Annotated in this window: 21 protein-coding genes and 2 pseudogenes; 10 read left to right on the top strand and 13 right to left on the bottom strand. The window is 55.3% G+C overall.

The features are described from left to right. Positions 1-272: 272 nt before the first annotated feature. On the top strand, positions 273-1,715 hold the full coding sequence (locus HNP49_RS03460; protein WP_184680622.1) for a sodium:solute symporter family protein: 1,443 nt from the start codon (positions 273-275) through the stop codon (positions 1,713-1,715). Between the two features lie 68 nt (positions 1,716-1,783). Here the strand turns inward: HNP49_RS03460 and HNP49_RS03455 are convergent, their stop codons facing one another. Next, positions 1,784-2,662: an alpha/beta hydrolase gene (locus HNP49_RS03455; RefSeq protein WP_184680620.1), complete on the bottom strand. Its 879-nt coding sequence runs from the start codon at positions 2,660-2,662 to the stop codon at positions 1,784-1,786. A 38-nt stretch (positions 2,663-2,700) separates the two neighbouring features. Further along, positions 2,701-3,978, bottom strand: a pseudogene (locus tag HNP49_RS03450) (YifB family Mg chelatase-like AAA ATPase); the annotation flags it as partial. A gap of 48 nt (positions 3,979-4,026) precedes the next feature. Between HNP49_RS03450 and HNP49_RS03445 the strand changes: the two are divergent. The 4 genes from HNP49_RS03445 to HNP49_RS18930 are packed head-to-tail and all read left to right on the top strand — an operon-like array spanning position 4,027 to position 8,813. Next, positions 4,027-4,815 (top strand): TnsA endonuclease N-terminal domain-containing protein, encoded by a 789-nt coding sequence (locus HNP49_RS03445; RefSeq protein WP_184680618.1) that lies wholly within the window; start codon positions 4,027-4,029, stop codon positions 4,813-4,815. After that, on the top strand, positions 4,812-6,722 hold the full coding sequence (locus tag HNP49_RS03440) for a Mu transposase C-terminal domain-containing protein (RefSeq protein ID WP_184680615.1): 1,911 nt from the start codon (positions 4,812-4,814) through the stop codon (positions 6,720-6,722). The genes HNP49_RS03445 and HNP49_RS03440 overlap by 4 nt, the downstream gene beginning before the upstream one ends. Before the next feature lie 6 nt (positions 6,723-6,728). After that, on the top strand, positions 6,729-7,634 hold the full coding sequence (locus HNP49_RS03435; RefSeq protein ID WP_184680613.1) for a TniB family NTP-binding protein: 906 nt from the start codon (positions 6,729-6,731) through the stop codon (positions 7,632-7,634). 6 nt (positions 7,635-7,640) lie between these two features. Next, on the top strand, positions 7,641-8,813 hold the full coding sequence (locus tag HNP49_RS18930; protein WP_184680611.1) for a TniQ family protein: 1,173 nt from the start codon (positions 7,641-7,643) through the stop codon (positions 8,811-8,813). A 17-nt stretch (positions 8,814-8,830) separates the two neighbouring features. On the opposite strand, the gene HNP49_RS03425 is transcribed toward HNP49_RS18930, so the two are convergent. From HNP49_RS03425 to HNP49_RS03405, 5 genes are all read right to left on the bottom strand, one after another. Next, complete coding sequence (locus HNP49_RS03425; protein ID WP_184680609.1) at positions 8,831-9,040, bottom strand: carbon storage regulator; 210 nt, start codon at positions 9,038-9,040, stop codon at positions 8,831-8,833. 366 nt (positions 9,041-9,406) lie between these two features. Further along, a complete protein-coding gene (locus tag HNP49_RS03420; protein ID WP_184680607.1) occupies positions 9,407-10,345 on the bottom strand; it encodes an ImmA/IrrE family metallo-endopeptidase in 939 nt (312 codons plus the stop codon). Between the two features lie 2 nt (positions 10,346-10,347). Beyond that, complete coding sequence (locus HNP49_RS03415) at positions 10,348-10,830, bottom strand: helix-turn-helix transcriptional regulator (RefSeq protein WP_184680605.1); 483 nt, start codon at positions 10,828-10,830, stop codon at positions 10,348-10,350. Position 10,831: 1 nt separating this feature from the next. Further along, positions 10,832-11,449 (bottom strand): GNAT family N-acetyltransferase, encoded by a 618-nt coding sequence (locus HNP49_RS03410; protein ID WP_184680603.1) that lies wholly within the window; start codon positions 11,447-11,449, stop codon positions 10,832-10,834. After that, positions 11,446-11,661: a ribbon-helix-helix protein, CopG family gene (locus HNP49_RS03405; RefSeq protein WP_120652736.1), complete on the bottom strand. Its 216-nt coding sequence runs from the start codon at positions 11,659-11,661 to the stop codon at positions 11,446-11,448. The genes HNP49_RS03410 and HNP49_RS03405 overlap by 4 nt, the downstream gene beginning before the upstream one ends. Positions 11,662-11,805: 144 nt before the next feature. Here HNP49_RS03405 and HNP49_RS18600 point away from each other — a divergent pair, with 144 nt between their 5' ends. Genes HNP49_RS18600 through HNP49_RS18925 form a run of 4 tightly spaced genes read left to right on the top strand, consistent with a single transcriptional unit; the run spans position 11,806 to position 14,492 of the window. Next, on the top strand, positions 11,806-12,327 hold the full coding sequence (locus HNP49_RS18600; RefSeq protein WP_260407036.1) for a multiubiquitin domain-containing protein: 522 nt from the start codon (positions 11,806-11,808) through the stop codon (positions 12,325-12,327). 3 nt (positions 12,328-12,330) lie between these two features. Then, positions 12,331-12,711 carry an E2/UBC family protein gene (locus HNP49_RS18595; RefSeq protein WP_260407035.1) on the top strand — a complete coding sequence of 127 codons (381 nt, stop codon included), beginning with the start codon at positions 12,331-12,333 and terminating at the stop codon, positions 12,709-12,711. Further along, entirely contained in the window at positions 12,708-14,120 is a 1,413-nt protein-coding gene (locus tag HNP49_RS03395) for a ThiF family adenylyltransferase (RefSeq protein ID WP_184680601.1), read from the top strand. The genes HNP49_RS18595 and HNP49_RS03395 overlap by 4 nt, the downstream gene beginning before the upstream one ends. Before the next feature lie 3 nt (positions 14,121-14,123). Then, positions 14,124-14,492: a DUF6527 family protein gene (locus HNP49_RS18925; protein WP_221445042.1), complete on the top strand. Its 369-nt coding sequence runs from the start codon at positions 14,124-14,126 to the stop codon at positions 14,490-14,492. A gap of 50 nt (positions 14,493-14,542) precedes the next feature. On the opposite strand, the gene HNP49_RS03390 is transcribed toward HNP49_RS18925, so the two are convergent. The 3 genes from HNP49_RS03390 to HNP49_RS03380 all read right to left on the bottom strand — a co-directional run bounded on the left by HNP49_RS03390 (position 14,543) and on the right by HNP49_RS03380 (position 17,651). After that, positions 14,543-15,514: an SIR2 family protein gene (locus tag HNP49_RS03390; protein WP_184680599.1), complete on the bottom strand. Its 972-nt coding sequence runs from the start codon at positions 15,512-15,514 to the stop codon at positions 14,543-14,545. A gap of 169 nt (positions 15,515-15,683) precedes the next feature. Next, on the bottom strand, positions 15,684-16,670 hold the full coding sequence (locus HNP49_RS03385; RefSeq protein WP_184680597.1) for an IS5 family transposase: 987 nt from the start codon (positions 16,668-16,670) through the stop codon (positions 15,684-15,686). A 408-nt stretch (positions 16,671-17,078) separates the two neighbouring features. Further along, positions 17,079-17,651, bottom strand: a complete 573-nt coding sequence (locus HNP49_RS03380) for a TetR/AcrR family transcriptional regulator (RefSeq protein ID WP_184680595.1) — start codon at positions 17,649-17,651, stop codon at positions 17,079-17,081. 376 nt (positions 17,652-18,027) lie between these two features. On the opposite strand from HNP49_RS03380, the pseudogene HNP49_RS03375 reads away from it, so the two are divergent. Further along, a pseudogene (locus HNP49_RS03375) lies at positions 18,028-18,261 on the top strand (hypothetical protein); the annotation flags it as partial. A gap of 97 nt (positions 18,262-18,358) precedes the next feature. Here HNP49_RS03375 and HNP49_RS03370 read toward each other — a convergent pair. The 3 genes from HNP49_RS03370 to fdxA are packed head-to-tail and all read right to left on the bottom strand — an operon-like array spanning position 18,359 to position 20,488. Continuing rightward, a complete protein-coding gene (locus tag HNP49_RS03370) occupies positions 18,359-19,132 on the bottom strand; it encodes a ferredoxin--NADP reductase (protein ID WP_184680593.1) in 774 nt (257 codons plus the stop codon). Positions 19,133-19,149: 17 nt separating this feature from the next. Further along, positions 19,150-20,148, bottom strand: coding sequence for a GTP 3',8-cyclase MoaA (gene moaA, locus HNP49_RS03365; protein WP_184680591.1), 999 nt, complete (start codon positions 20,146-20,148; stop codon positions 19,150-19,152). Between the two features lies 1 nt (position 20,149). Then, the gene (gene fdxA / locus HNP49_RS03360; protein WP_184680589.1) at positions 20,150-20,488 is read right to left on the bottom strand and encodes a ferredoxin FdxA; all 339 of its coding nucleotides are present in this window, start codon (positions 20,486-20,488) and stop codon (positions 20,150-20,152) included. Positions 20,489-20,819 lie beyond the last annotated feature (331 nt).

Here is a 20,819-nt window from a genome sequence, read left to right as displayed (position 1 = left end):
TAAGTGCTTTCAAATCAAATGGATATGAATTTTACGCGCTGACTCTGTGCGGTTCGTTCATCGGCTTTGTGCAGAAAATCGTTTCAATTGTTTGACATATTTTACGCATCTGCGAGACTGCGCCACCCTGGGGTGTGTCGGGCACGGTACCGCTGATGGCGCCCCCAAAGAGCATAAGAAAAAACGTTGCCGGCTTAGGTTGAGATGAGCCCAGCGCGCGGGATGCCGCGGAGCAATCAACCGGCGGGCCAGAGCCTTTGGAACATAAAGCGATGTTGATCTGGTTTGTTGTGCTGTATCTGCTGGTCACCGTTGGGATCGGCGTTTATGCATCCACCCGGGTGCACAACTCCAAGGACTTCGCGGCCGGTGGCCGTAGCATGGGATTCCCGATCGTGGCGGCAATGGTGTTCGCCACCTGGTTCGGTTCCGAAGCGGTGCTGGGCATTCCGGCGACGTTTATCGAAGAGGGTTTTGCCGGCATCGTCGAGGATCCGTTCGGCTCCTTCGGCTGCCTGATGCTGGTCGGCCTGATCATTGCCCGCCCGCTGTACCGCCTGAACCTGCTGACCATTGGCGACTACTTCCGCAAGCGCTTCGGGCCGAATGTGGAACTGATCATCTCGCTGGTGATCATCGCCTCCTACCTGGGCTGGATCGCCGCCCAGCTGACCGCCCTCGGCCTGGTGTTCAACGTGCTCTCCGACGGTGCCATCAGTACCACCCAGGGCATGCTGCTGGGCACCGCCATCGTGCTGGTCTACACCCTGTTCGGCGGCATGTGGTCGGTGGCGCTGACCGACACCTTCCAGATGGGCATCATCGTCATCGGCCTGATCTACCTGACCTGGCTGATCGGTGACATGGCCGGTGGTGCCGATGTGGTCATCGCCCATGCGGCCGATGCCGGCAAGTTCACCTTCATGCACAGCTTCGAGCCCAAGGATGTGGTGGCCTTCATCGGCGCCGCCGTGACCATGATGCTAGGCTCCATCCCGCAGCAGGACGTGTACGCCCGCGTCATGTCGGCCAAGACCGAGAACATCGCCGCGCGTGCCTCGATGTTTGGTGCCGCCTTCTATCTGACGTTCTGCATGCTGCCGATTTTCCTCACCTACGCCGCGTCGATGATCGACCCGCAGATGGTGCAGCGCTGGCTGGCGGAGGATTCGCAGATGATCCTGCCGCACCTGATCCTTGAGCGCACGCCGCTGTTTGCCCAGATCATGTTCTTCGGCGCGCTGCTGTCGGCGATCATGTCTACCGCCTCGGGCACCCTGCTGGCACCGTCGGTAACCTTTACCGAAAACGTGCTCAAGCGCTTCCTGCCGGCGATGAAGGATCACCAGTTCCTGCGCGCCATGCGCCTGAGCATTGTGGCCTTCACCATCTTCACCTGCGCCTTCGCCCTGTACTCGGACGCCAGCATCTACGAGATGGTCGGCAATGCCTACAAGGTCACCCTGGTGGCCGCCGTGGTGCCGCTGCTCTGCGGCCTGTTCTGGAAGCGTGCCAGCACCCAGGGCGCGCTGCTGGCGATCGGCTTCGGTCTGGTTTCGTGGGTTTACCTCGAAGTGACCCTGACCGACGAGGCCTTCTGGCCGCCGCAACTGGCTGGTCTGCTGTTCAGCCTGGCCGGTATGCTGATCGGCAGCCTGGCGCCGCAATGGGGCGGCAGCCGTGCGCTGGTGGTCAAGGCCGAGACCAGCTACTGAGTTCGCGTCCGGCGTGATGCTGGTTAATGTGTGATGCAACGGCCCGGCTTGTCCGGGCCGTTGTCGTTTCAGGGCTGCAGACGTTGCTGCAGGCCGGCGCCGAGGCTGGCGAGAAAGGCCTCGACCTGGCGGGTGTAGGCGTTATCCAGCCCCAGCTCATGGTTGATCGCCTTGTGCGACAGCGGCTGCGGCAGGACTTCGGCACGACTACCAAGGCGCTGCAGGCTGTCTGCAAAGGCGCGAGCCTGCGCGCAGGGCTGATCCGGGCGCTGGCTGGAACACACGGCCAGCACGGGCGGTGCACCTTTTCGCAGCTGGTGCAGTGGCGAGAGCTGGCGCCAGTAGGCTGGGTCTATACCGAAGGCCTGATCATAGAAGCGGTAGTGCGGCTTGCGCATGATCGCCGGCAGGTCCAGCACGGCGCTGTCGAGCAGTACGGCGCCGCGCCAGGGCTGGATGCCCTGGCGGGTACTGGCCGCGAGGTCGGCATTGAGCAGGGCGACCAGGTGGGCACCGGCGGAATGGCCGAGCAGCACCATCTGCGCCGGATCGCCGCCCCATTCGGCGGCTTGCTGCTGGGTGCGTTGCAGCGCCAGGCGCAAATCGGCCAGTTGCTCGGCTACCGAGGCCTCGGGCAGCAGGCGATAGTTCACCGAGACCAGGACAAAGCCCTGCGGCTGCCAGCGTGCCACCTTGTTGTCGATCACCCCGTTGTTGCGCTTGTCGCCGGTGCGCCAGGCGCCACCGTGGACCATCCACAGAATCGGCGCTGGTTGTGTGCCGGCCGGGCGATAGATATCCAGACGCTGACGTGGGTCTTCGCCGTAGGCGATCTCCAAAGGAACAGGATTGTCCGCACGCCGTTCCGCCAGCCAGTCCCGCAGCGGTCCGGCCTGTGCGCTCTGGGCGAGCAGCAGAGTGTACAGGGCAAGCGATGGCCAACGCATGACAGTCATCCTCTATTCAACTTGGGGGCAAACAGCTGCTAACTCAGGGCCGGGTTGGCCGGCCGGTACTGCAGGGCTTCGGCCAGATGGGCGCGCTGGATCTGGCTCTGCTGCTGCAGATCGGCCAGGGTGCGCGCGACCTTCATCACACGATGGGCGGCGCGCAGCGACAGGCCGAGCCGCTCGCAGGCGCTTTCCAGCCAGTGCTGATCGTCCGTGGTCAGGGCGCAGTGCTGACGCAGGCCGGCCAGGTCGAGCTGGGCATTGGCGCGGCCCTGGCGGGCGAGCTGGCGCTGCCGCGCCTCGGCAACCTGGCTCGCCGCCTCGGCACTGCTGGGGCCCTGACCTGGCTCGGGTTGCAGCGAGGTGGCCTCGCGCGCCACGCACAGGTGCAGGTCGATGCGGTCGAGCAGCGGGCCGGACAGCTTGCCGCGATAACGCTGGATCTGCTCCGGGGTACAGCGGCAGCGTCCGCTGGGGTCGCCGAGATAGCCACAGGGGCAGGGGTTCATCGCCGCCACCAGCTGGAAGCGCGCCGGGAAACGCACCTTGTCGTGGGCCCGGGCGATGACGATTTCGCCGGACTCCATCGGTTCTCTTAAAACCTCCAGCACCTTGCGGTCGAACTCTGGCAACTCGTCGAGAAACAGCACGCCCTGATGGGCCAGGCTGATTTCGCCGGGCTTGGGCCGGCTGCCCCCGCCGACCAAAGCCGGCCCCGAGGCGCTGTGGTGCGGTTGGCGGAAGGGCCGCTGCGGCCAGGCATCCAGCGGGGTATGGCTGGCGACGGAATGAATGGCCGCGACCTGCAGCGCTTCTTCTTCATTCAGTGGCGGCAGCAGGCCGGGCAGGCGGCTGGCCAGCAGGGTCTTGCCGGTACCGGGCGGGCCGGAAAACAGCAGGTTGTGCTGGCCGGCGGCGGCAATCAGCAAGGCACGCTTGGCGGCTTGCTGGCCCTGGACATCGGCCAGGTCCGGGTAGGCGGCGCTCTGCCTTTGCAGGCCGTGGGCCTGGTAGGGCATCAGCGGCGTTTGTCCGCTGAGGTGCGCGGCCAGCTGCAGCAGGTGCTCGACGGCGTACACGGTCAGGCCCGAGGCCAGGCAGGCTTCTTCGGCATTGGCCTGGGGCACCGCCAGGGCGCGCCCGGCGGCGCGGGCGGCGAGGGCAGCGGGCAGCACGCCCTGCACCGGCCGGATGGCGCCGGATAGCGCCAGCTCGCCGAGGCATTCCAGCCCGTTCAGGGCCTCCGCTGGAACCTGTCCGCTGGCGGCGAGAATGCCCAGGGCGATGGCCAGATCGAAGCGGCCACCATCCTTGGTCTGAGATATTATGATATATGACAAGGATAACTATGGAGTTTGATAGTGAAGCGCTCCCGCCCCTTCATCAAGGATGTTTCGCCGGCCTATTTCGGGGCCTGGCTCGATCGACTGTTCGAGGGGCATGAGATGGCTGCTCGAAAAATCGGCAGGAGTGCGTATAGCGTCACTGGCTATGTCGCGACGGAGAAAGCCGCCAAGGTCCAGAGGACGGAGTCTGCTTTGGAGCAGGATTTTCTCACCTTGCTGGAGTACGACTGGCGTGTCCTTCGATACGCCACTCAGCCCTTCAAGATTCAATGGAAGGACGAGACGGGGCGGCTCCGTCGCTTTACCCCTGATGTAGCGGTTGCCTACAACGACATGGCAGTTCGATCCGACCCGGCGTTGCGGACCACCATCTTTGAGGTCAAGGCGCGTGCTCAACTGAAGGCTCGGTGGGCTGAGGAGAAGCCTCGGCTTAAGGCAGCTTTTGCCTGGGCTAAAGATTATGGCTGCAGATTTAAGGTCATGACTGAGCGTGAGATACGTACTCCCTATCTAGAGAACGTTCGGTTCTTGTTGCGTTACCAGAAGATGTATGGCGATCAGGATCTATACGACGCGCGCATTCCTCACATCTGCGAGCTGCTTGTGCGGCTCGGGCCGACTACTCCACAAGCCCTTTTGGGCACGGTCCGAGGGGATGCCGTTCATCGTGGTGAGTACATCCCGTATCTCTGGCACCTGGTTACCCAGCAGATCGTGGGTATCGACCTTGCGAAGCCTCTAAACATGAAAGCTCCGATCTGGCCGACTGCCCAGGCGCGGGCCATTGCAGGAGATCGTGTATGACCCCCACAACCGTTGCTATCCACGTAGGTGCGGTCATCTCCTGCTTCGGCCGAACTTATTGCGTTAAGAAGTTTGTTTCCGCAAATGAGGTTCTGGCTTCGGATGTGTTGGCGGGCCAAGACCAAGTGCTGAAAGTCAGCGAAATAACCGAGAGCTATGGGAAAGCGGCTGCGCAAGCTGGCGAGCAAATCGATCTGGCTGCAATCCCTGAAGAAGACTGGAAGATCGCTATTGAGCGATACAACGCGATTGCCCCCCTGATTGGTATGCCGTCGCGAACAGAGGCACACGTCAAGGAGGTTGCGGATGGGCTCCTTGTATCAGTACCGACGCTCTATCGATGGTTGGCGCGCGTAGAGCGACATGGATCTGTGACCTGCTTGCTCCGCAAGCGTCGATTCGATGCTGGCGGGAAACGACTTGATCCGAGGGTTGAAGAGATCATTGAGAAGGCGATCCGCTCGGACTACCTCACCGAGCTTAAGAAAAGCCCGACTGCAGTAACGCGTGTAATCGAAACGCGCTGCAAGAACGAAGGCCTTCCCGCTCCCAGTAAGGTCGCGGTCATGGCGCGGATCGAGGAGATCCTTCCTGAAGAGCAGGCTGCAAAGCGCGAAGGTCGTAACGCTGCCCTCGACTTCAGGTCGATAAGAGGCTCGATGCCGGGCGCCGATACTCTGAATGCGGTGTGGCAGATCGATCACACGCCAGCTGACGTGATCTTGGTCGACGAGCAAGACCGAATCCCTATCGGCAAGCCTTGGATCACGCTTGCGATTGATGTTTTCTCGAGGATGGTGGTTGGCTGGTACATCTCTTTCGATCCACCAGGTGCATTGGCCACGGGCCTATGTATTTCGAACGCCATTCTGCCTAAGGACGGAATGCTTGGCCGGCTCGGTGTTGATTTCCCTTGGATCTGCCAGAGCAAGCCTGCGGTCATTCAGGCCGACAATGCCAAGGAATTCCACGGCGAGATGCTTCAGGAGGCGGCTCAAGAGCACGGCTTCAACATGAAGTTTCGCAAGCTCAAGAAGCCAAACTACGGCGCGCACATCGAGAGATTGTTCGGCACATTTGCTGAGCGTATCCACGAGCTGGACGGCACCACGTTCTCTAACACCGCCCAGAAAGGGGAATACAAGTCTGAGAAGAACGCCACCATGACTCTTGTCGAGTTCGAGCGCTGGTTCGCGAATCTGATCCTTGGGGAATACCACCACAAGAAGCATTCGGCGCTAGGTGTTTCGCCGATCCAACGTTATGAAGAGGGACTTTACGGTAACGACGAAGTCCCTGGGCTAGGGGTGATCCGAGTGGCTTCGAACCCCGATAAGCTAAGGATCGACTTCATGCCGCTGTTGCGTCGGACCATCCAGACGTATGGGGTGGTATCGGACTTCATCTTCTACCACGACCCTGTACTCGATAAGTGGATTGGCGCACCTGAGCCGGGCAACAAGCGGAAGGCCCGGGAATTCATCTTCAGGTACGACCCCCGGGACATTAGCTACCTGTTCTTCTGGGATCCCCAGATACGAGAGTACTTCCGTATTCCTTATCGCAACACCGCCTATCCACGGATCAGTACTTGGGAGCTGAAGGCAATCAAATCCTTCCTCAAGGACCGAGGGATCAAGCTCGAGAACGAGGAGCAGATATTCCGAGCGCGAAACGAAATGATGCGGATCGAGGAACAGTCCAGATGTGACACGCACAATAGGCGTGGCGCAGGGCAATCTACTACGGCTCCGCGGAAGAAGCGGATGGCCAAGGAGCGTGATCGCCTCCACAAGGCTATGCCTCCCATGCCACTGCCATCTGACCGCATCGACTCGCCGTCCTCGGACTCAGCAAAAGCTGTAGTCGATGACTTCTCTCATCTGACTCCCTTTGAAGAGCGGTAGGTGTTGATGAGCAAGTTAGATGTCGGCTGCTTTACTGTGCGTCCCACTCCGGAGATGAAGGTACGTCTGGCTGCCTTTCGTGAGGAGCGCTGGATTGGCTATGACAGTGCGGTTCGGATTCGTGAGCAGATTGAGAGCCTGCTCGACCACCCGAAGACGCACCGGATGCCCAATCTCGTGCTGCTTGGCGAGAGCAATAGTGGCAAGTCGATGATCCTAAATAGCGTTCGAGATCGGGCTAATCCCCCCTACGACCTGAACGCCCACAAAATAGAACTACCGGTAATCATGGTGCAGGCGCCGCCATCACCTGATGAAGGACGCATGTACACGAGGATCATGGAAAGCCTCGGGATGCACGTCGCATCGAGGGAGCCAGAGGACTCGAAGCTGCGGCGGATCAAGGTTATGTGTCAGCACCTGAACGTGAAGATGTTGATACTGGATGACTTCTTCAACATCGCCGCAGGGTCGATTGCACGTCGGCGCAAATTTCTCAATGCTCTGAGGAACCTGAGCATGGAGCTCAGCATTCCGATCGTCCTTTCGGGCGTACCGGAAAGCCAGAACATCCTGACTGCGGACTCTTCCATTGCGAATCGCTTCAAACCTATTTTCGTCCGTAGGTGGACCGAGGAGCGCATTGAGGAGTACGCGACCTTCGTCGTGAGCATACGGCCGCGCCTGGAACTCGAGAAGGGAATGGATATCCTGCAGCGCGCCACGCTGACGCGGTTGCTTCAATTCAGTGAAGGGTTACTGGGTGAGACGGTGGAGATACTCCGACTCTTTGCGAGCTGGGCTGTGCGTAGCGGTACGGAGCATGTCACTGGAGACATGGTGACCTGGGAAAACCTGCATGCCCTGGGCTATGTCTTGCCCTCCGATCGAACTCGACACTTGGAGCGCTGAGCATGATTGCCTGGCTCTACCGGACCTCACCCTTTCGAGGGTGAGCTATTCAGCTCGTGGCTGTGCCGGCTTGCTTGGGGAAACGGTACCAAGCTGCTTCCGTTCGTTACTCACCATCTCCTTCTTCCGCCCCAGTTTCTGAATCAGGATATTGATCGGGTTGTTTCTGACTCGGTCATCATTGGTGTTGGGGCAGGCTGTGGTGTTGCCGATGCGACGGCTCGTGCGACGAAGCTTTCGGTATTCGAGGGCATCTTATGGGAGCGGCTAGCGAAGAAAGGCTCTTGTGATTGGGTTCTGACACACATCCGCGGTGCTCGTAATCCCAGGCAACGGGCCGGCCATTCTCTGCAGTTCTGCCGGCGTTGCCTGGCCGAAGACACTGAGCCTCATTTTCGTTGTACCTGGCGCCTCGCTCTAAGTGTGATTTGCCCTATCCATGGCATTTACCTGGCCGATGAGTGCCCCCGGTGCCACAGCCCTGTAGTACCGACCATCTGTGATCGTGGTCAGCGGTTGCTGCAGCTCAGTACGCCGCTTGCGAGCTGTTACCGGTGCGGTACGGATTTGCGAGAGCCGTTGATTGACGATCTCTTCGCTGATGCTGAAAGCCGAATTTTCCAAGAGATGGTCCTTGATGCGTTGGGTCAGGGGCGGTCGGCCCATTTACCGGGGGGAAATTGCTACTCCTTCCTTTTGTTCCGAGGGCTAAAGCGCCTTCTGCAGTTACTTGGGGGAGAGGGTAGGTTCAAGCGGGTTCGCGAGCTGATGTTTCTTGAGGAAGGGCTGCTGGATCTGCCACTGCAAGCCGGCGCGCACTTTTGTTTAGAAACGCTTCGGATTGGCGATCGTGCACTCATGCTCGCTCTGCTTCGGCTGTTATTGGAAGACTGGCCTAGCGTCATGATTGATGTTTGTCGTAGGTCGCGCGTCTCGAGCTCCTACCTTCTGAGCTACAAGGGCGATTTACCATATTGGCTCTATCAACCCATCCGCGATCAACTATTCGACAAGCCATACTCACCGACCCCGCTGGAGCGGCATGAGGCAAGGCAGTACCTAATTCGTAACGGTGAGCCTGCGCACGCCAGTGCAGTAAGGCAATTACTCGGTATGTGGACCGCGAGTGATAGCTGGAAGCTTGAACATCCCCCGTGGAACCGCCGTCGACCGTTGTGACCTTGGGTCAGCCCTGTCTAATTTTCGATCAGCTCCTCGCGGCTGATCTTGACCTGCTGAGGAGCCTCTATTCCGATTCGAATATGCCCATTGCGCGGAGGCCGGTTCAGATGGATGGTGATCCCGTCGCGAAGAAGTAGGCGCAGCAGTTTCTCGGTGTCGACATCTGGGTCGATGGTGAGGCGTAGGTTCTCGCCCTCACGGCGGGTAACTGTTAGAAATCCCATGTCGAAATCCTTTCCGGTGGGGAATGTCCTTTTAAGTAGTCTAGAGCCGCGAAACCGAGAGTGAATGTGCAACAGTGCGAAATTGCAGTGACTTGATCACTCATTTGCACAACCACTGACCAGTCAATTGCATTCCAACTGACCATCTGCTTGCATTCGACTTGACCAGCGCGCGCCTTAGCGATGACTGGCAGGAACCGGCCATAAGCAGCCTAATGGCTAACCAGATAGTTCGGCTCACTTATGATCGACTTTGATTGCCTTGGCAGGCAATGGCCACTCAATTAGCAAAAACGAAACGGCTCTATCCACGACTCGCAAGGTGAGCGCCGGAAAAATTGAATCCGTAAATCACTGCGATCCACACTAATTTAAAAATATAGAGATTTTGGCTGGCGCAAGGTATATCCCCAAGGTAAGGCTGTCGTATCGGTTGTAAAAAGTTTCAAAGCGAAAAATATGTTTTTGGCCGCTATCATCGTCAAGAACGACCTCGTCCTCACCAAGAATTCCACCGCTTTGGCTTCCGCAGTAAGCAGAAATAGATTTAAAAACCTCCAATTCCGATACATTAGAAAACTTCTGAGCGAACGCTGGCGACTGAATAAAATGCCTGCAGGGGTTGGCAGCGTCAAACTTGCTTGTTCTTTTTGAAATGTGAGGATGTCCTGATATCACCCCTAAAACCGGTTTCTCAGCGCCAATGCTTTCCACAAAGCGGTAAAGGGTGGTAGATAATGTATTGCCGAAAGTGGCTTGGAGGTTCTTTATTGAGGTGAACCTTTCTGCCATTGCGCGGGCTTCCTCAGTGAATCTGTCGCGCAAAAATAATAGCCGCGCAGCCGCAAAATTAGCTTCCAGCTCTATGTGTTCATGGCAGTGCTGAGATAACGTGCTTTCATCATCTCCATGCATCATTTCTTGGTGCCATGGCAGTAAGCTATGTCCAATTTCGTGAGCTTCATTCCAGCGATGTTTTAGTTTGGGCACATTGTTGTCGAGAAGGATTCTTTTACGGTCCGGCAAATAAAGTGCCTGCAGCGAAAGCTTGCTGATCGCATCCATCAATAAAGCTGGTCGCTGCAAGACCTGTTTCGCCCCAACAAATATTCGGCTCGTGACCTCTTGGAGATAGCTCGGGTTGTCAGCGGTATAAAATTTCAAGTCAAGCTTTAAAAGCTCCCTAACATCTTCCAATCGCAGCGGCGGTTCAGGATAGCCTAAACCCTTCAACACCCGATCGACTCTATCGTCGATGTCTTTTACTGTTTTTGGAGAAATTATTAAGCTTTTAGTCACAGGCATCCCTACTCTTGGCTATCTAGCGCCTTGATAAATGCATCTAGCGCAATGCTTTCTTCTCTTGATAGTGACGCTGACGGGTCTGAGCGAGCTGCAAATCTTACTGACTCACTTGCTAGTCTTTCGTCTTTTCTTGTGGTTAATCCAGCTATTTGCATTAAATTTGATTTATTAACGTGGAAGTAATTGGCTAACTGGTAAACCGTTCTAGGCTCCGGTCTATGCCTAGTATCTCCCTCGATTTCCACAAGATCGGATAGTTCAATGTCAGCTTTCTCAGCTAATCCTTCTAAGCTTAGCCCTTGCTTTCTTCTCATCAGACAAACGAAGCGTCCAAATGCTAAGTTTGCCTCGTTTGCTTGATGAGCTATAAAATCTTTAAATGATCTTGCGGCGGGATCTCTAGCAATCGGGCCTGCACCTACAATAGAGTTCCCTTCTATTGTCGCCATGCGGCGAATCCATTCTTTGGAAATTTCAATTTTCATATTAATCGCCCTTCCGAAAGAAAGCAGTTGCTTGTTCTGCTGTCATCTCGAAATATCGCAAGCCTTCAGAACTTTCATCTATACCCAGATCCGACATACCGACATTGTCGTAGAACGACTCAGACCCTGGTAGTGAGTGAAGACCTATGCGCCCTTTGAAGCCCTCTTGTCGACTTAGCTCAATCGCTGCCGCTAAGAGGGCACTACCTATGCCGCCAAACCTTGCTTGCTCCTGTACCAGGTCACCGCGATTCCAGGGGGCGACCTCCAAGTACTCAACATAGACGAGGTCCTTTCCTTTCTGCTCTTCCAAACGACACCGATGTACTGATAGGTCGTAAATCATGAGCCCTTGAGTCACACCCTCATAGACGATGCTGAACCCGTTTTTGCTGAGCAGTCCTTGGACCGCTTCAATTTTTACTTTCCAGTTCCAGCGTGGGATTTGATTCACGTCAACGATGGCGGTTTGGCTCAAGGCTTGCTGCAAGCCGTTTTGAATAGCCGGTACCCAGTACTGTGCCCAGTCGGAAGCATCCTTCTGAGTTATAGGCTGAAGGCTTGCTTCTACCCATGACTGGGTGCTCGGTTGCCACAGAGGGACAGTACTGATCGTCATAGCATCATGACCTCCGCTTTCTGCTTGGTCTTTTCGTCCTCGAAAAACAGCTTGTCCCCTTTCTCCATCCTGGCTTCGATCAGTTGATACAGGCGCAAGGCCTGACGGACCACAGAGGTCTTGCTCAGATCCTTCTTCTCGCAAAGCTCTTCCAGAGCTGCCATCTCTGCATCTGTCAGGTTCAGAGTCATGGTCTTTTTGGCGGCAGCCATTGATGAATCCTTCGAGCGAATTTATGGATGATCCAGTGACGCTATCACCATAAAACAGCCATGTCAAAGCTATTGACTAGCTAAAAAATAGCTATAAATTACTCACATGGTCGTAAGCCGACTGCCTACCTAATAGGTGAAGCTATGAACGATGAAATCGAAGATGTGAAGGATGCAATCCGCTCGGGTCGTGATGTGCGCGAGCACGGCCCCTACCTGATCCAAGTCGGCAACGACCAACTGGAATATCGGCCTGTCAAACTGGAGGACCCGGTGCCTACCGGCCGTCAGATCCTGGAAGCTGCTGGGTATCGACCGATCGAAGAGCATGTGGTGTTTCAGGTGCTCTTGAGCGGTCTCCTGGAAGAGCTTCGTCCGGATGAAACTACCGACCTGCGGACCCGCGGAGTGGAGGCGTTTCTCATCTTCCGCAGCGATCGCTCGTTTCGCTTTGAGCTCGATGGCCGCATCTTCGAATGGGGTGGGACCCGTATATCCGGCCTCACGCTGAAGAAGCTGGCCGCTGTTGATCTCGCGACCTACGGGGTGTGGCTGGAGGTTCACCGCGGTGAAGATCAGCGTATCGGCGATCAGGAGCTCTTTGATCTGTCGCGGCCAGGTGTTGAGCGCTTCTTCACTGGCATCGTCGAAACCACGGAGGGCTGATCAATGGCCTTCCTCCCGCTCAAATGCCGTCGCTATCTGGACGATCGAGGCGTGGATTTTCAGGAAGTCGAAGCAGAGGGCCAAAAGGCCCTCCTTCTGAAAAATGTCTTTCTGCCGGAGGGGCGCTTCGATGTGCCGGCAGCGGACGTGCTCATCCTGCTGCCAACGAGTTACCCGGACAGTGCACCAGACATGTTCTACACACTGCCTTGGCTCAAGTTGGCAAGCTCCACCACCTACCCTCGGGCAGCCGACGTAGCGCATTCCTACCTAGGGCAATCGTGGCAACGATGGTCCCGGCACAACAATCAATGGCGCCCGGGTATCGATGGTATCTGGACCATGCTGAAACGAATAGAGACCGCGATGGAGGTGGCCGCATGAATCTCACGGACCTAACCCTTCAGGAGCAGCATCTTGGGCAGCTCCGCGAGCTGACGCATCGAGATGATGGCAGCGAGGGCGCAGCTTATGTGCTTTTTGGCCAAACCCGTATCACCTCCGACCCCTGGGATCGTCGCAGCCGGACTCGTTATAGCTCGCATGAGGTGATTGTCATTCCTGAAGAGGACTGGATATCCAGCAGTCCCGTTCACGTTACATGGTCTACGCGGTCTTTCATCCGTCTGCTCAAACGCGCGGCCAAGGAAAAGCTGGTAGTGGGTGTGGTCCATACACACCCGGACGGACCAGCAGAGTTTTCCAGGCAGGATGATGTCAATGAAGCAGAATTGTTTCGCTTGGCGAGAAACCGAAATGGCGCTGGTACCGCGATGGTTAGCATTCTGTTGGCCGGAGCGGGCGAAGTGCGTGCTCGCGTCTGGCTAGACGAACAGGAGCCAGTTGCGATCAATCCTGTTCGAGTTATCGGACGTAACCTGAAAGTATTTGATGTCACCGACGGACAATGCCGCCAAGACGAAGCGTTTTCCCGCCAAGCGCTTGCGTTTGGGCCCACTATCAATACTCGGCTCCGAGGGCTCAAAGTTGGAATTGTTGGCTGCGGCGGAACGGGTAGTCCAACGGCACTGCTCCTGGCACGCCTGGGGGTAGGTCAGATCGTCCTCTTTGATGAGGACATTGTTGAGGTAACAAACCTTAACCGTCTGCACGGAGCAAGGAGAGCAGATGCCGACGCTATGCGCCCCAAAGTGGAAGTGCTCGCACGTGAAATAACCGAGCTCGCCCTTGGGGTGCGCGTGGTGCCGATTCAGAGTTGGATTGGGTCTCTTGAGTGCCGGGACGCCCTGAAGTCTTGCGACGTGATTTTCGGCTGCACCGATGATCACGATGGGCGATTGATGCTCAATAGATTGGCGTATTTCTACCTCATACCGATCATCGATATGGGCTTGGCCATCCAACCAGGCCAGCAGCACGTTGGAATGCAGGACCTAAGCGGTCGAGTCACAATTCTTGTGCCGGGCTCGTCTTGCCTACTGTGTCGGGGCATTGTTAACCCTACACGTGCGCGTGAAGAAAGCCTTCGGCGTCAAAGCCCAGAAGAGTATGAGCGCAGAAAGCGAGAAGCATACGTCCGTGGCGGTGAGAACCCCGCTCCGGCGGTTGTAACCTTCACAACAGCAACTGCTTGTTTGGCAATCGATGAGTTGCTGCAAGGGTTAACGAACTTTCGGGGGGAACAGGGTTGGTCTTGGCAGAGAGTCCGGCGATTTGACCTTCTTCAGGATCGCAAGCCAGGTGCGCTACACAATCCAAACTGCCCGGTTTGTACTGATATGACTTACTGGGGGCGCGGTGACATCGAACCATTCTTGGACCGGGTGGGCTAGAGCATGCTGAAACATTTGATTAGAAGCGCTTTAGTCGCATTTCGAGTAATTCCAAGCCCTCGCTTTACGTTAAGGACGGTCGAGCGTCACCCTGCACCTAACGAAATTTCAGCTGATGAGTTAGTTTTAGTTAAAAGTGGCGGGCAGGAGAAGTGGGCCTGTTTTATTTGTCCCTGTGGATGTGGAAATCGAATGCAACTCTCTCTCAATCCTAAGGTCAGACCTAACTGGAGAGTGTTGTCGGACTGGCTTAACCGGCCCACTATTCACCCATCTATACGACAGTTGAATGCCTGCTGGGGGCATTACTGGATTCGAAGTGGAGAGGTTGACTGGTGCGCCGATACTGGGCGAGAGAGCCATTCAGAGTAATATTTGCCTGCCCAGCCAATATCGGAAATTTCTATTTCGTCTGATTGCATTTACCAATCTGTGAAGTCGAGAATATTTTGCATGCGTATTAGGTCGAAATGTTCTGTGCGGAGTGTCCTTTCCCAATAATCCTCTCGATTCGCCTGACTGCCAGCACCTTGCCATTCGACAACCCGGACACCAGCAGTTCTGGCATACGCGGCCAAGACATTATTCAGGTGTGTATCGAAACCGGAGTAACCAAATACGATGATTTCCTCTGCTTCATGGCAACAAGCCTGCAAATAGTCCCAGTATGTAGAGAGTACTGCGGATGCGCCAATAACAGATCGCTTATGGGTGACATGCGTCAGGACGATATGATTGGAAATAGTGCGGGAGTCCATCGTTAACATATCCCGCGTCATCTTGCGAGCGATGCCGTTGTTATCATCATAGAACAGGGGTGATCCATGTAGATGGAGATAGTATCCAAAATCATTCCCCCACAAGCGGTGAAGCCGGTTTTCGGAGAATCCAGCGTCGACCATACCATCGACCAGATGGCCCCTATATCCACCGGCCATAAGGCCTTCGTCTACTAGAGCCCCGTAAAGCAATCTATCGTAATTGAGGGTTGCTATATTTGATTTGGTTTCACGGATGAAGTCGAATAGGGGTTGAAGAAACCGAGCTGGCAGTTCTCCGTCATAGAGGTGCAAGTCTGATGCAACCCTGTGAATATATTTTGCGACAGCTTTTGGGAAATCCTGCCCATCGTCTGTTAGCCAGTGGACATCATCGTCACCTATCTTATTGAGCATGTTGCACGCGGCAACGACCACATGCAGAGTATCTAATTGATCCTCGCTGTTTGGAGCATCCCCGTTGTTCTCAACGCAGCGGTCAACCATTCTCTTTTGGTCGCGCGGAACGTGACGTGGATGATTCCACACATCCCTCAGTGCACGTGATAGGGAAAAGTGTTCAGCATCCAATGCCATGCCCAAACCGTTACCGAAAATCAACATTTTCCGCGCCATTAATATTCCTTCGTGAGTTTGGAGCTAGATGGGGAAATGGCGGAAATTAGCTAGGGAAACTCCGAACAAGCCAGCACCAATCCGGCTGTAGCTTGTTCAACGCACTTCCAGGCCGGCCGCAGCTGGCTGATTCATCCAGAAGCCCGGGTTCAGCCCGGGTTTCTGCGTTTTACAGGCGCACCTCTCCTGCATTCGCCAGCAAATGTTGGCGGGCCATCCACAGATTCGACAGCGCAAACAGCGTCATCAACTGCGCCGTGTTCTTGGCCAATCCACGGAAACGCACCTTGGTGTAGCCGAACTGCCGCTTGATCACCCGGAACGGGTGCTCGACCTTGGCGCGCACCTGCGCCTTGGCCTTCTCGATCTTGCGTTTGGCCTTGTATAGGGCACTGCGCTTACTCAGCGTCTTGTAGGTACTGCGCCGTGCCGCGATCTGCCAGATAACCTCACGTCCAGCATGCTCAGGCCGCTTCTCTACTCCGGTATAACCGGCGTCGGCACAGACCACGTTCTCCTCGCCGTGCAGCAGTTGGTCGACCTGGGTGACATCGGCCACGTTGGCCGCCGTGCCTACTACGCTATGCACCAACCCGGACTCGGCATCGGCACCGATATGCGCCTTCATGCCGAAGAAGTACTGATTGCCCTTCTTCGTTTGGTGCATCTGCGGGTCGCGTTTGCCTTCCTTGTTCTTGGTCGAACTGGGGGCATGAATGATGGTCGCATCGACGATGGTGCCCTGACGTAGCGACAGCCCTCGCTCGCCCAGATGGCCATTGATTACGGCCAGGATGCCCGCTGCCAGTCCGTGTTGCTCCAGCAGGTGACGGAAGTTCATGATCGTCGTGTCTTCCGGGATGCTGCCCTGGGTCAGCGACAGCTTGGCGAACTGACGTAGAGAGGTGATTTCGTACAGCGCTTCCTCCATCGCCGGATCGCTGAGGGCAAACCAGTTTTGCAGCAGGTGTATGCGCAGCATGGTTTCCAGCGGATACGGTGGGCGACCATTGCCCGCCTTGGGATAGAACGGCTCGATCAACTCCAGCAGCCCTGCCCAGGGCACCACTTGCTGCATCTCTGCCAGAAAGCGCTCGCGCCGGGTTTGTTTGCGTTTGCCGGCGTACTCGGCATCGGAAAAGCTCATCTGGGTCATGCGGCTGGGCTCGGGGTTAGCGGGAGCGCCATTTCAGCAGATCGCCCAGGACTTTTCCGGAGTTTCCCTAGCTAAATGGAGACTGTCTAGGTGGGGCGATGTGAGCTTTCTGCTATCGGAGCTTCTCTGCCTGACCAATGAGCGAAGTTATGCAGCCAAGCATCATTGAGAGTCCGCTTCTGGCCGGTTCCTGTCCCTCACAAGAGGCGGCTCCCGGCCAATAGCTGCCTTTGATGGGCGGTTGCTGCTGGCTAAAGTCGCTCCCTTTCTGCCTCCCATCTAGACATGCTGGTGTCGAATTGCCCCCTGGGGGAGGTATTAAAAGAGATGCGTAGTACTACGCCAAGGAGGAGGCAGCGTGTCGATCATAACGATATATAGGTATGTGGACGAACTTAACAGTTTTCGTCAACTGAGGTCGGGCTCGGCTGAGTTCACCGCCTGGGCAGTAAATTCGTAGCATGCCTTTAGAAGGTCCTTCTGCGTCGCTTTGCTGGACATCCCACCGGCCAATACCAACGCCCCGACACTAAGAGCAATCACCGCCCATGCGGTATCACCGCCAATAATCATCCCCATATCCTCCTGCATCTTAGAGATCGCATCTTCATAAGCCTGCTTAGTACTGTCGTCCGCCCTCGCCACTTCACTGCTAAGGCGCGGCAGCACGCAACCTGACTCAGCATTCTCTAAGTGCTTGATGCTCATATAGGAACGGACCTGCCTGACCAGTTCTGCCTTGGAACCGTCCATGCGCCCCATCAACAGATTGCGCGACCCCTCAATCTCATGCTCGATGATATCTTTCAGGAGTTCGCCTTTAGTGCTGAAGTGGTGGTAGAAGGACGAGCCTTTTAAACCCGCAGCCCCCATCAAACCGTCGACACCAGTGGTGCCAAAACCTTGCTTTTTGGCAATGGCTCCGGCCGCCTCGACTACCCGGCGACGGGTCTCTTCTTTATGTTCTGCTGTGTAGCGCATAGGACACCTAGAAATTGTGAATACCGCAAATATAGCAGAACGAACGTTAGCTGAAAGCCACCTTGTTACCGGCCCGGATATAGGTAACGTCGACGCATCGCACTAGATATGGGGGGACTCACCGTGAACTGCCGATCTAGCTCATTCGCTGCGACAGCATTTTCATCAGTAGGCCTCCCGATAGCGATGCTTGCGACATTCCAAGCTAGACAGTCACGCCTCTTTGATCCGGCGTCCGGCCAGAAAACGCCCCACCGAGACACCCTGTATCCGCATTGCCGATGACAACGTTCTGGCTCCAGCTGAGCCACAACTCTATAGATGAAAATCAGTGGCCAACAGGCGTAATGCTATCCGCCGATGATCTATCCGATGGCGTCGCAAGACTCAAGTGCGAGCCAAGGTCGCGCAACCATTCAGGGTGATCACGCACCACTTCGGTCATGTGAAGACGCGCTTCAGCGGCCTGGCAAAGAACACCACGCCACTGGAGACGCTGTTTGCCTTATCGAACCTATGGATGGCACGCCAGCGATTACTGACCAATACGCCCAGAATGCGGGATAAGGCTGCCGCGAGGTGCTCGCGGCAGCTGAAAACACAGAAATGAGCGGGTGATTTGATCGCCATTGATCGATTCGCTGCTTTCAAAACCGGCAGTGGCTGAAATCATTCAGAATCACATGGCGAATTCAGACCTTCCTTAGCTATTTCTCGACGAAGGCCCGCTCGATGACGTAATCGCCAGGTGCATGGCTAGTACCTTCGACAAAGCCACGCTTCTCTAGAATTGTCACCAGATCTTTGAGCATCGAGGGGCTACCGCAGATCATTACCCGATCTGTCTCGGGATCGAAAGGCGGGAGACCAATGTCTTCAAATAGGGCTCCGGATTCGATCAGATCGGTCAGTCGCCCCTGATTTTCAAATTCTTCGCGAGTGACCGTCGGGTAGTAAATAAGCTTTTCCTTCACCATATCGCCGAAGAACTCATTATCCGGCAGGTCATCCGTGATGTGCTCGAAGTAGCCCAACTCGCTTTTCCAACGAACACCGTGTGTGAGAACGATCTTTTCGAAGTTCTCATAGAATTCAGGGTCTCTGACAACACTCATGAAGGGTGCCAGGCCAGTGCCGGTCGACAACAAATACAGATTTTTACCGGGCTTAAGGTTGTCCATGATGAGCGAACCAGTAGGCTTTCGACCTATGAGTAACTGGTCTCCAACCTGTAGATGCTGAAGACGTGATGTAAGCGGACCATCTGCAACCTTGATGCTGTAAAACTCAAGGTGATCTTCATAATGCGCGCTAACTACGCTGTAAGCCCGCATCAACGGTTTGCCTGCAACTTCCAGCCCGATCATGACGAACTGACCAGTTTTGAATCTCAGGCCGGGATCACGGGTCGTGGTGAAACTGAACAAGGTGTCATTCCAGTGGTGAACACTGAGCACAGTTTCAGGGGCAACAGATGACATAGCAGGCTCCTTTATACTTACCCACCCGTCATGTTCATGAAACGAACAATTTGGGGGGCTTCATTGAGATCGAAATAATGGCGTTCGGGCTTAAGCAAAATTGCCTCCCGAATTTTTACTTTCAGAGTTTCTAGATCATTAGGGCTTTCACGCACTACACGACGTAAATCGACGGAATTCTCGTTACCCAAACATAACAACAACCGCCCCTCTGCAGTTACGCGAACTCGATTGCAGCTACTACAGAAGTTGTTGCTGTGTGGTGAGATAAAACCGACAGAGATAGGACTGTCATCCATGCGGTGATAGCGCGCAGGACCACCGGTAGTCTCAGTAGTTGGAGTTAGCGGAAACTCTTGCGAGACGATTGCTCTGATTTCATCACTTGAGACAAAACTTAGCTTTCGATCGTGCTCACTGATTGAGCCAAGAGGCATCTCCTCAATAAATGAAATGTCCAATGACTCGCGTCTAGCAAACCTTACAAGGTCTAGAACTTCGTCATCGTTACGCCCACGAAGAACTACCACATTCAGCTTTATACGTTCGAAACCAACTTGCTGTGCAGCGCCGATACCGTCGAGCACGCGTGATAGGCTGCCAGTACGGGTCAATTCTGCGAAACGCTTCGGGTTTAAGCTATCGAGACTAATATTAATACGATCCAGCCCTGCGGCTTTTAACTCATTGGCATAAAGACCTAACCGGTCACCATTGGTAGTCAATGCCAACTGTTCAAGCCCAGGCAGATCGGCAAGTTCCTTAACCACCCAAGGCAGGTTAGGATCTACCAGCGGCTCCCCCCCCGTTAGTCTTACTTTACTAACTCCAAGAGCCACAAATGCAGCACCGATCTGGACCAACTCCTCCTTCCTCAATGTTTTAATTCGAGGAAGAAATTGCATTTTTTCAGGCATGCAATAGACGCAGCGAAAGTTGCAGCGATCCGTCACTGACAGTCGCAGATATGTTATTGGACGGCCAAAGCCGTCCTGCAACAACGCCGCCGAGCCCATGTCAGGCTCCGTTACGATCAAGCTGGGTTAATTTCCCCTTAACACCAGTCCATTGCTCGTGCTGGGCAAGTGCAGGCTTTTTAACGTTGATCTGCTTCCAATTGGGATGGACAGACAGTTGAGCGTTTAGCCGTATAAAGTCCTTCTGATCCTCCGGCACGTCATCTTCCGCGCGGATGGCGTCTACCGGACATTCGGGCTCACATAAAGCGCAGTCAATGCACTCGTCAGGGTTGATTACTAGGAAATTTGGCCCTTCGTAGAAGCAGTCAACAGGACAAACTGCAACGCAGTCTGTGTGCTTGCACTGGATGCACTCCTCCAATACTACAAACGTCACAATTAACCTCCAACACTATGCTTGCTGTTATTAGCCCTTGGTAGACACTCAACTAAAAATGAATAACCCAATGAGCTGTATCTAATACAAATAACTCTCGTACAACTTTGTAGCCTGATGATCAGTTGCACTCTGCATGCGGGGTGACAGCTCTTTGCGAGTAAGCCTCATGCCAAGCACTCCGACATGCTTTCCTCCACTCGATATATGCACCACCCCTTTCGAATGAAGGGGCGCGATGGCTCGGAGATGCTGGCCGCAAGACACATGCTCACCACATAAGTCGCAGCGCATTTCATTGTGCATATCAGGCTGAAAATGATGCTCGCGA

Source organism: Pseudomonas fluvialis (assembly GCF_014207935.1).
Taxonomy (GTDB): Bacteria; Pseudomonadota; Gammaproteobacteria; order Pseudomonadales; family Pseudomonadaceae; genus Aquipseudomonas; species Aquipseudomonas fluvialis_A.
Note: the sequence above shows the minus strand (reverse complement) of the source record. Positions and strands in the feature narration are given on the sequence as shown.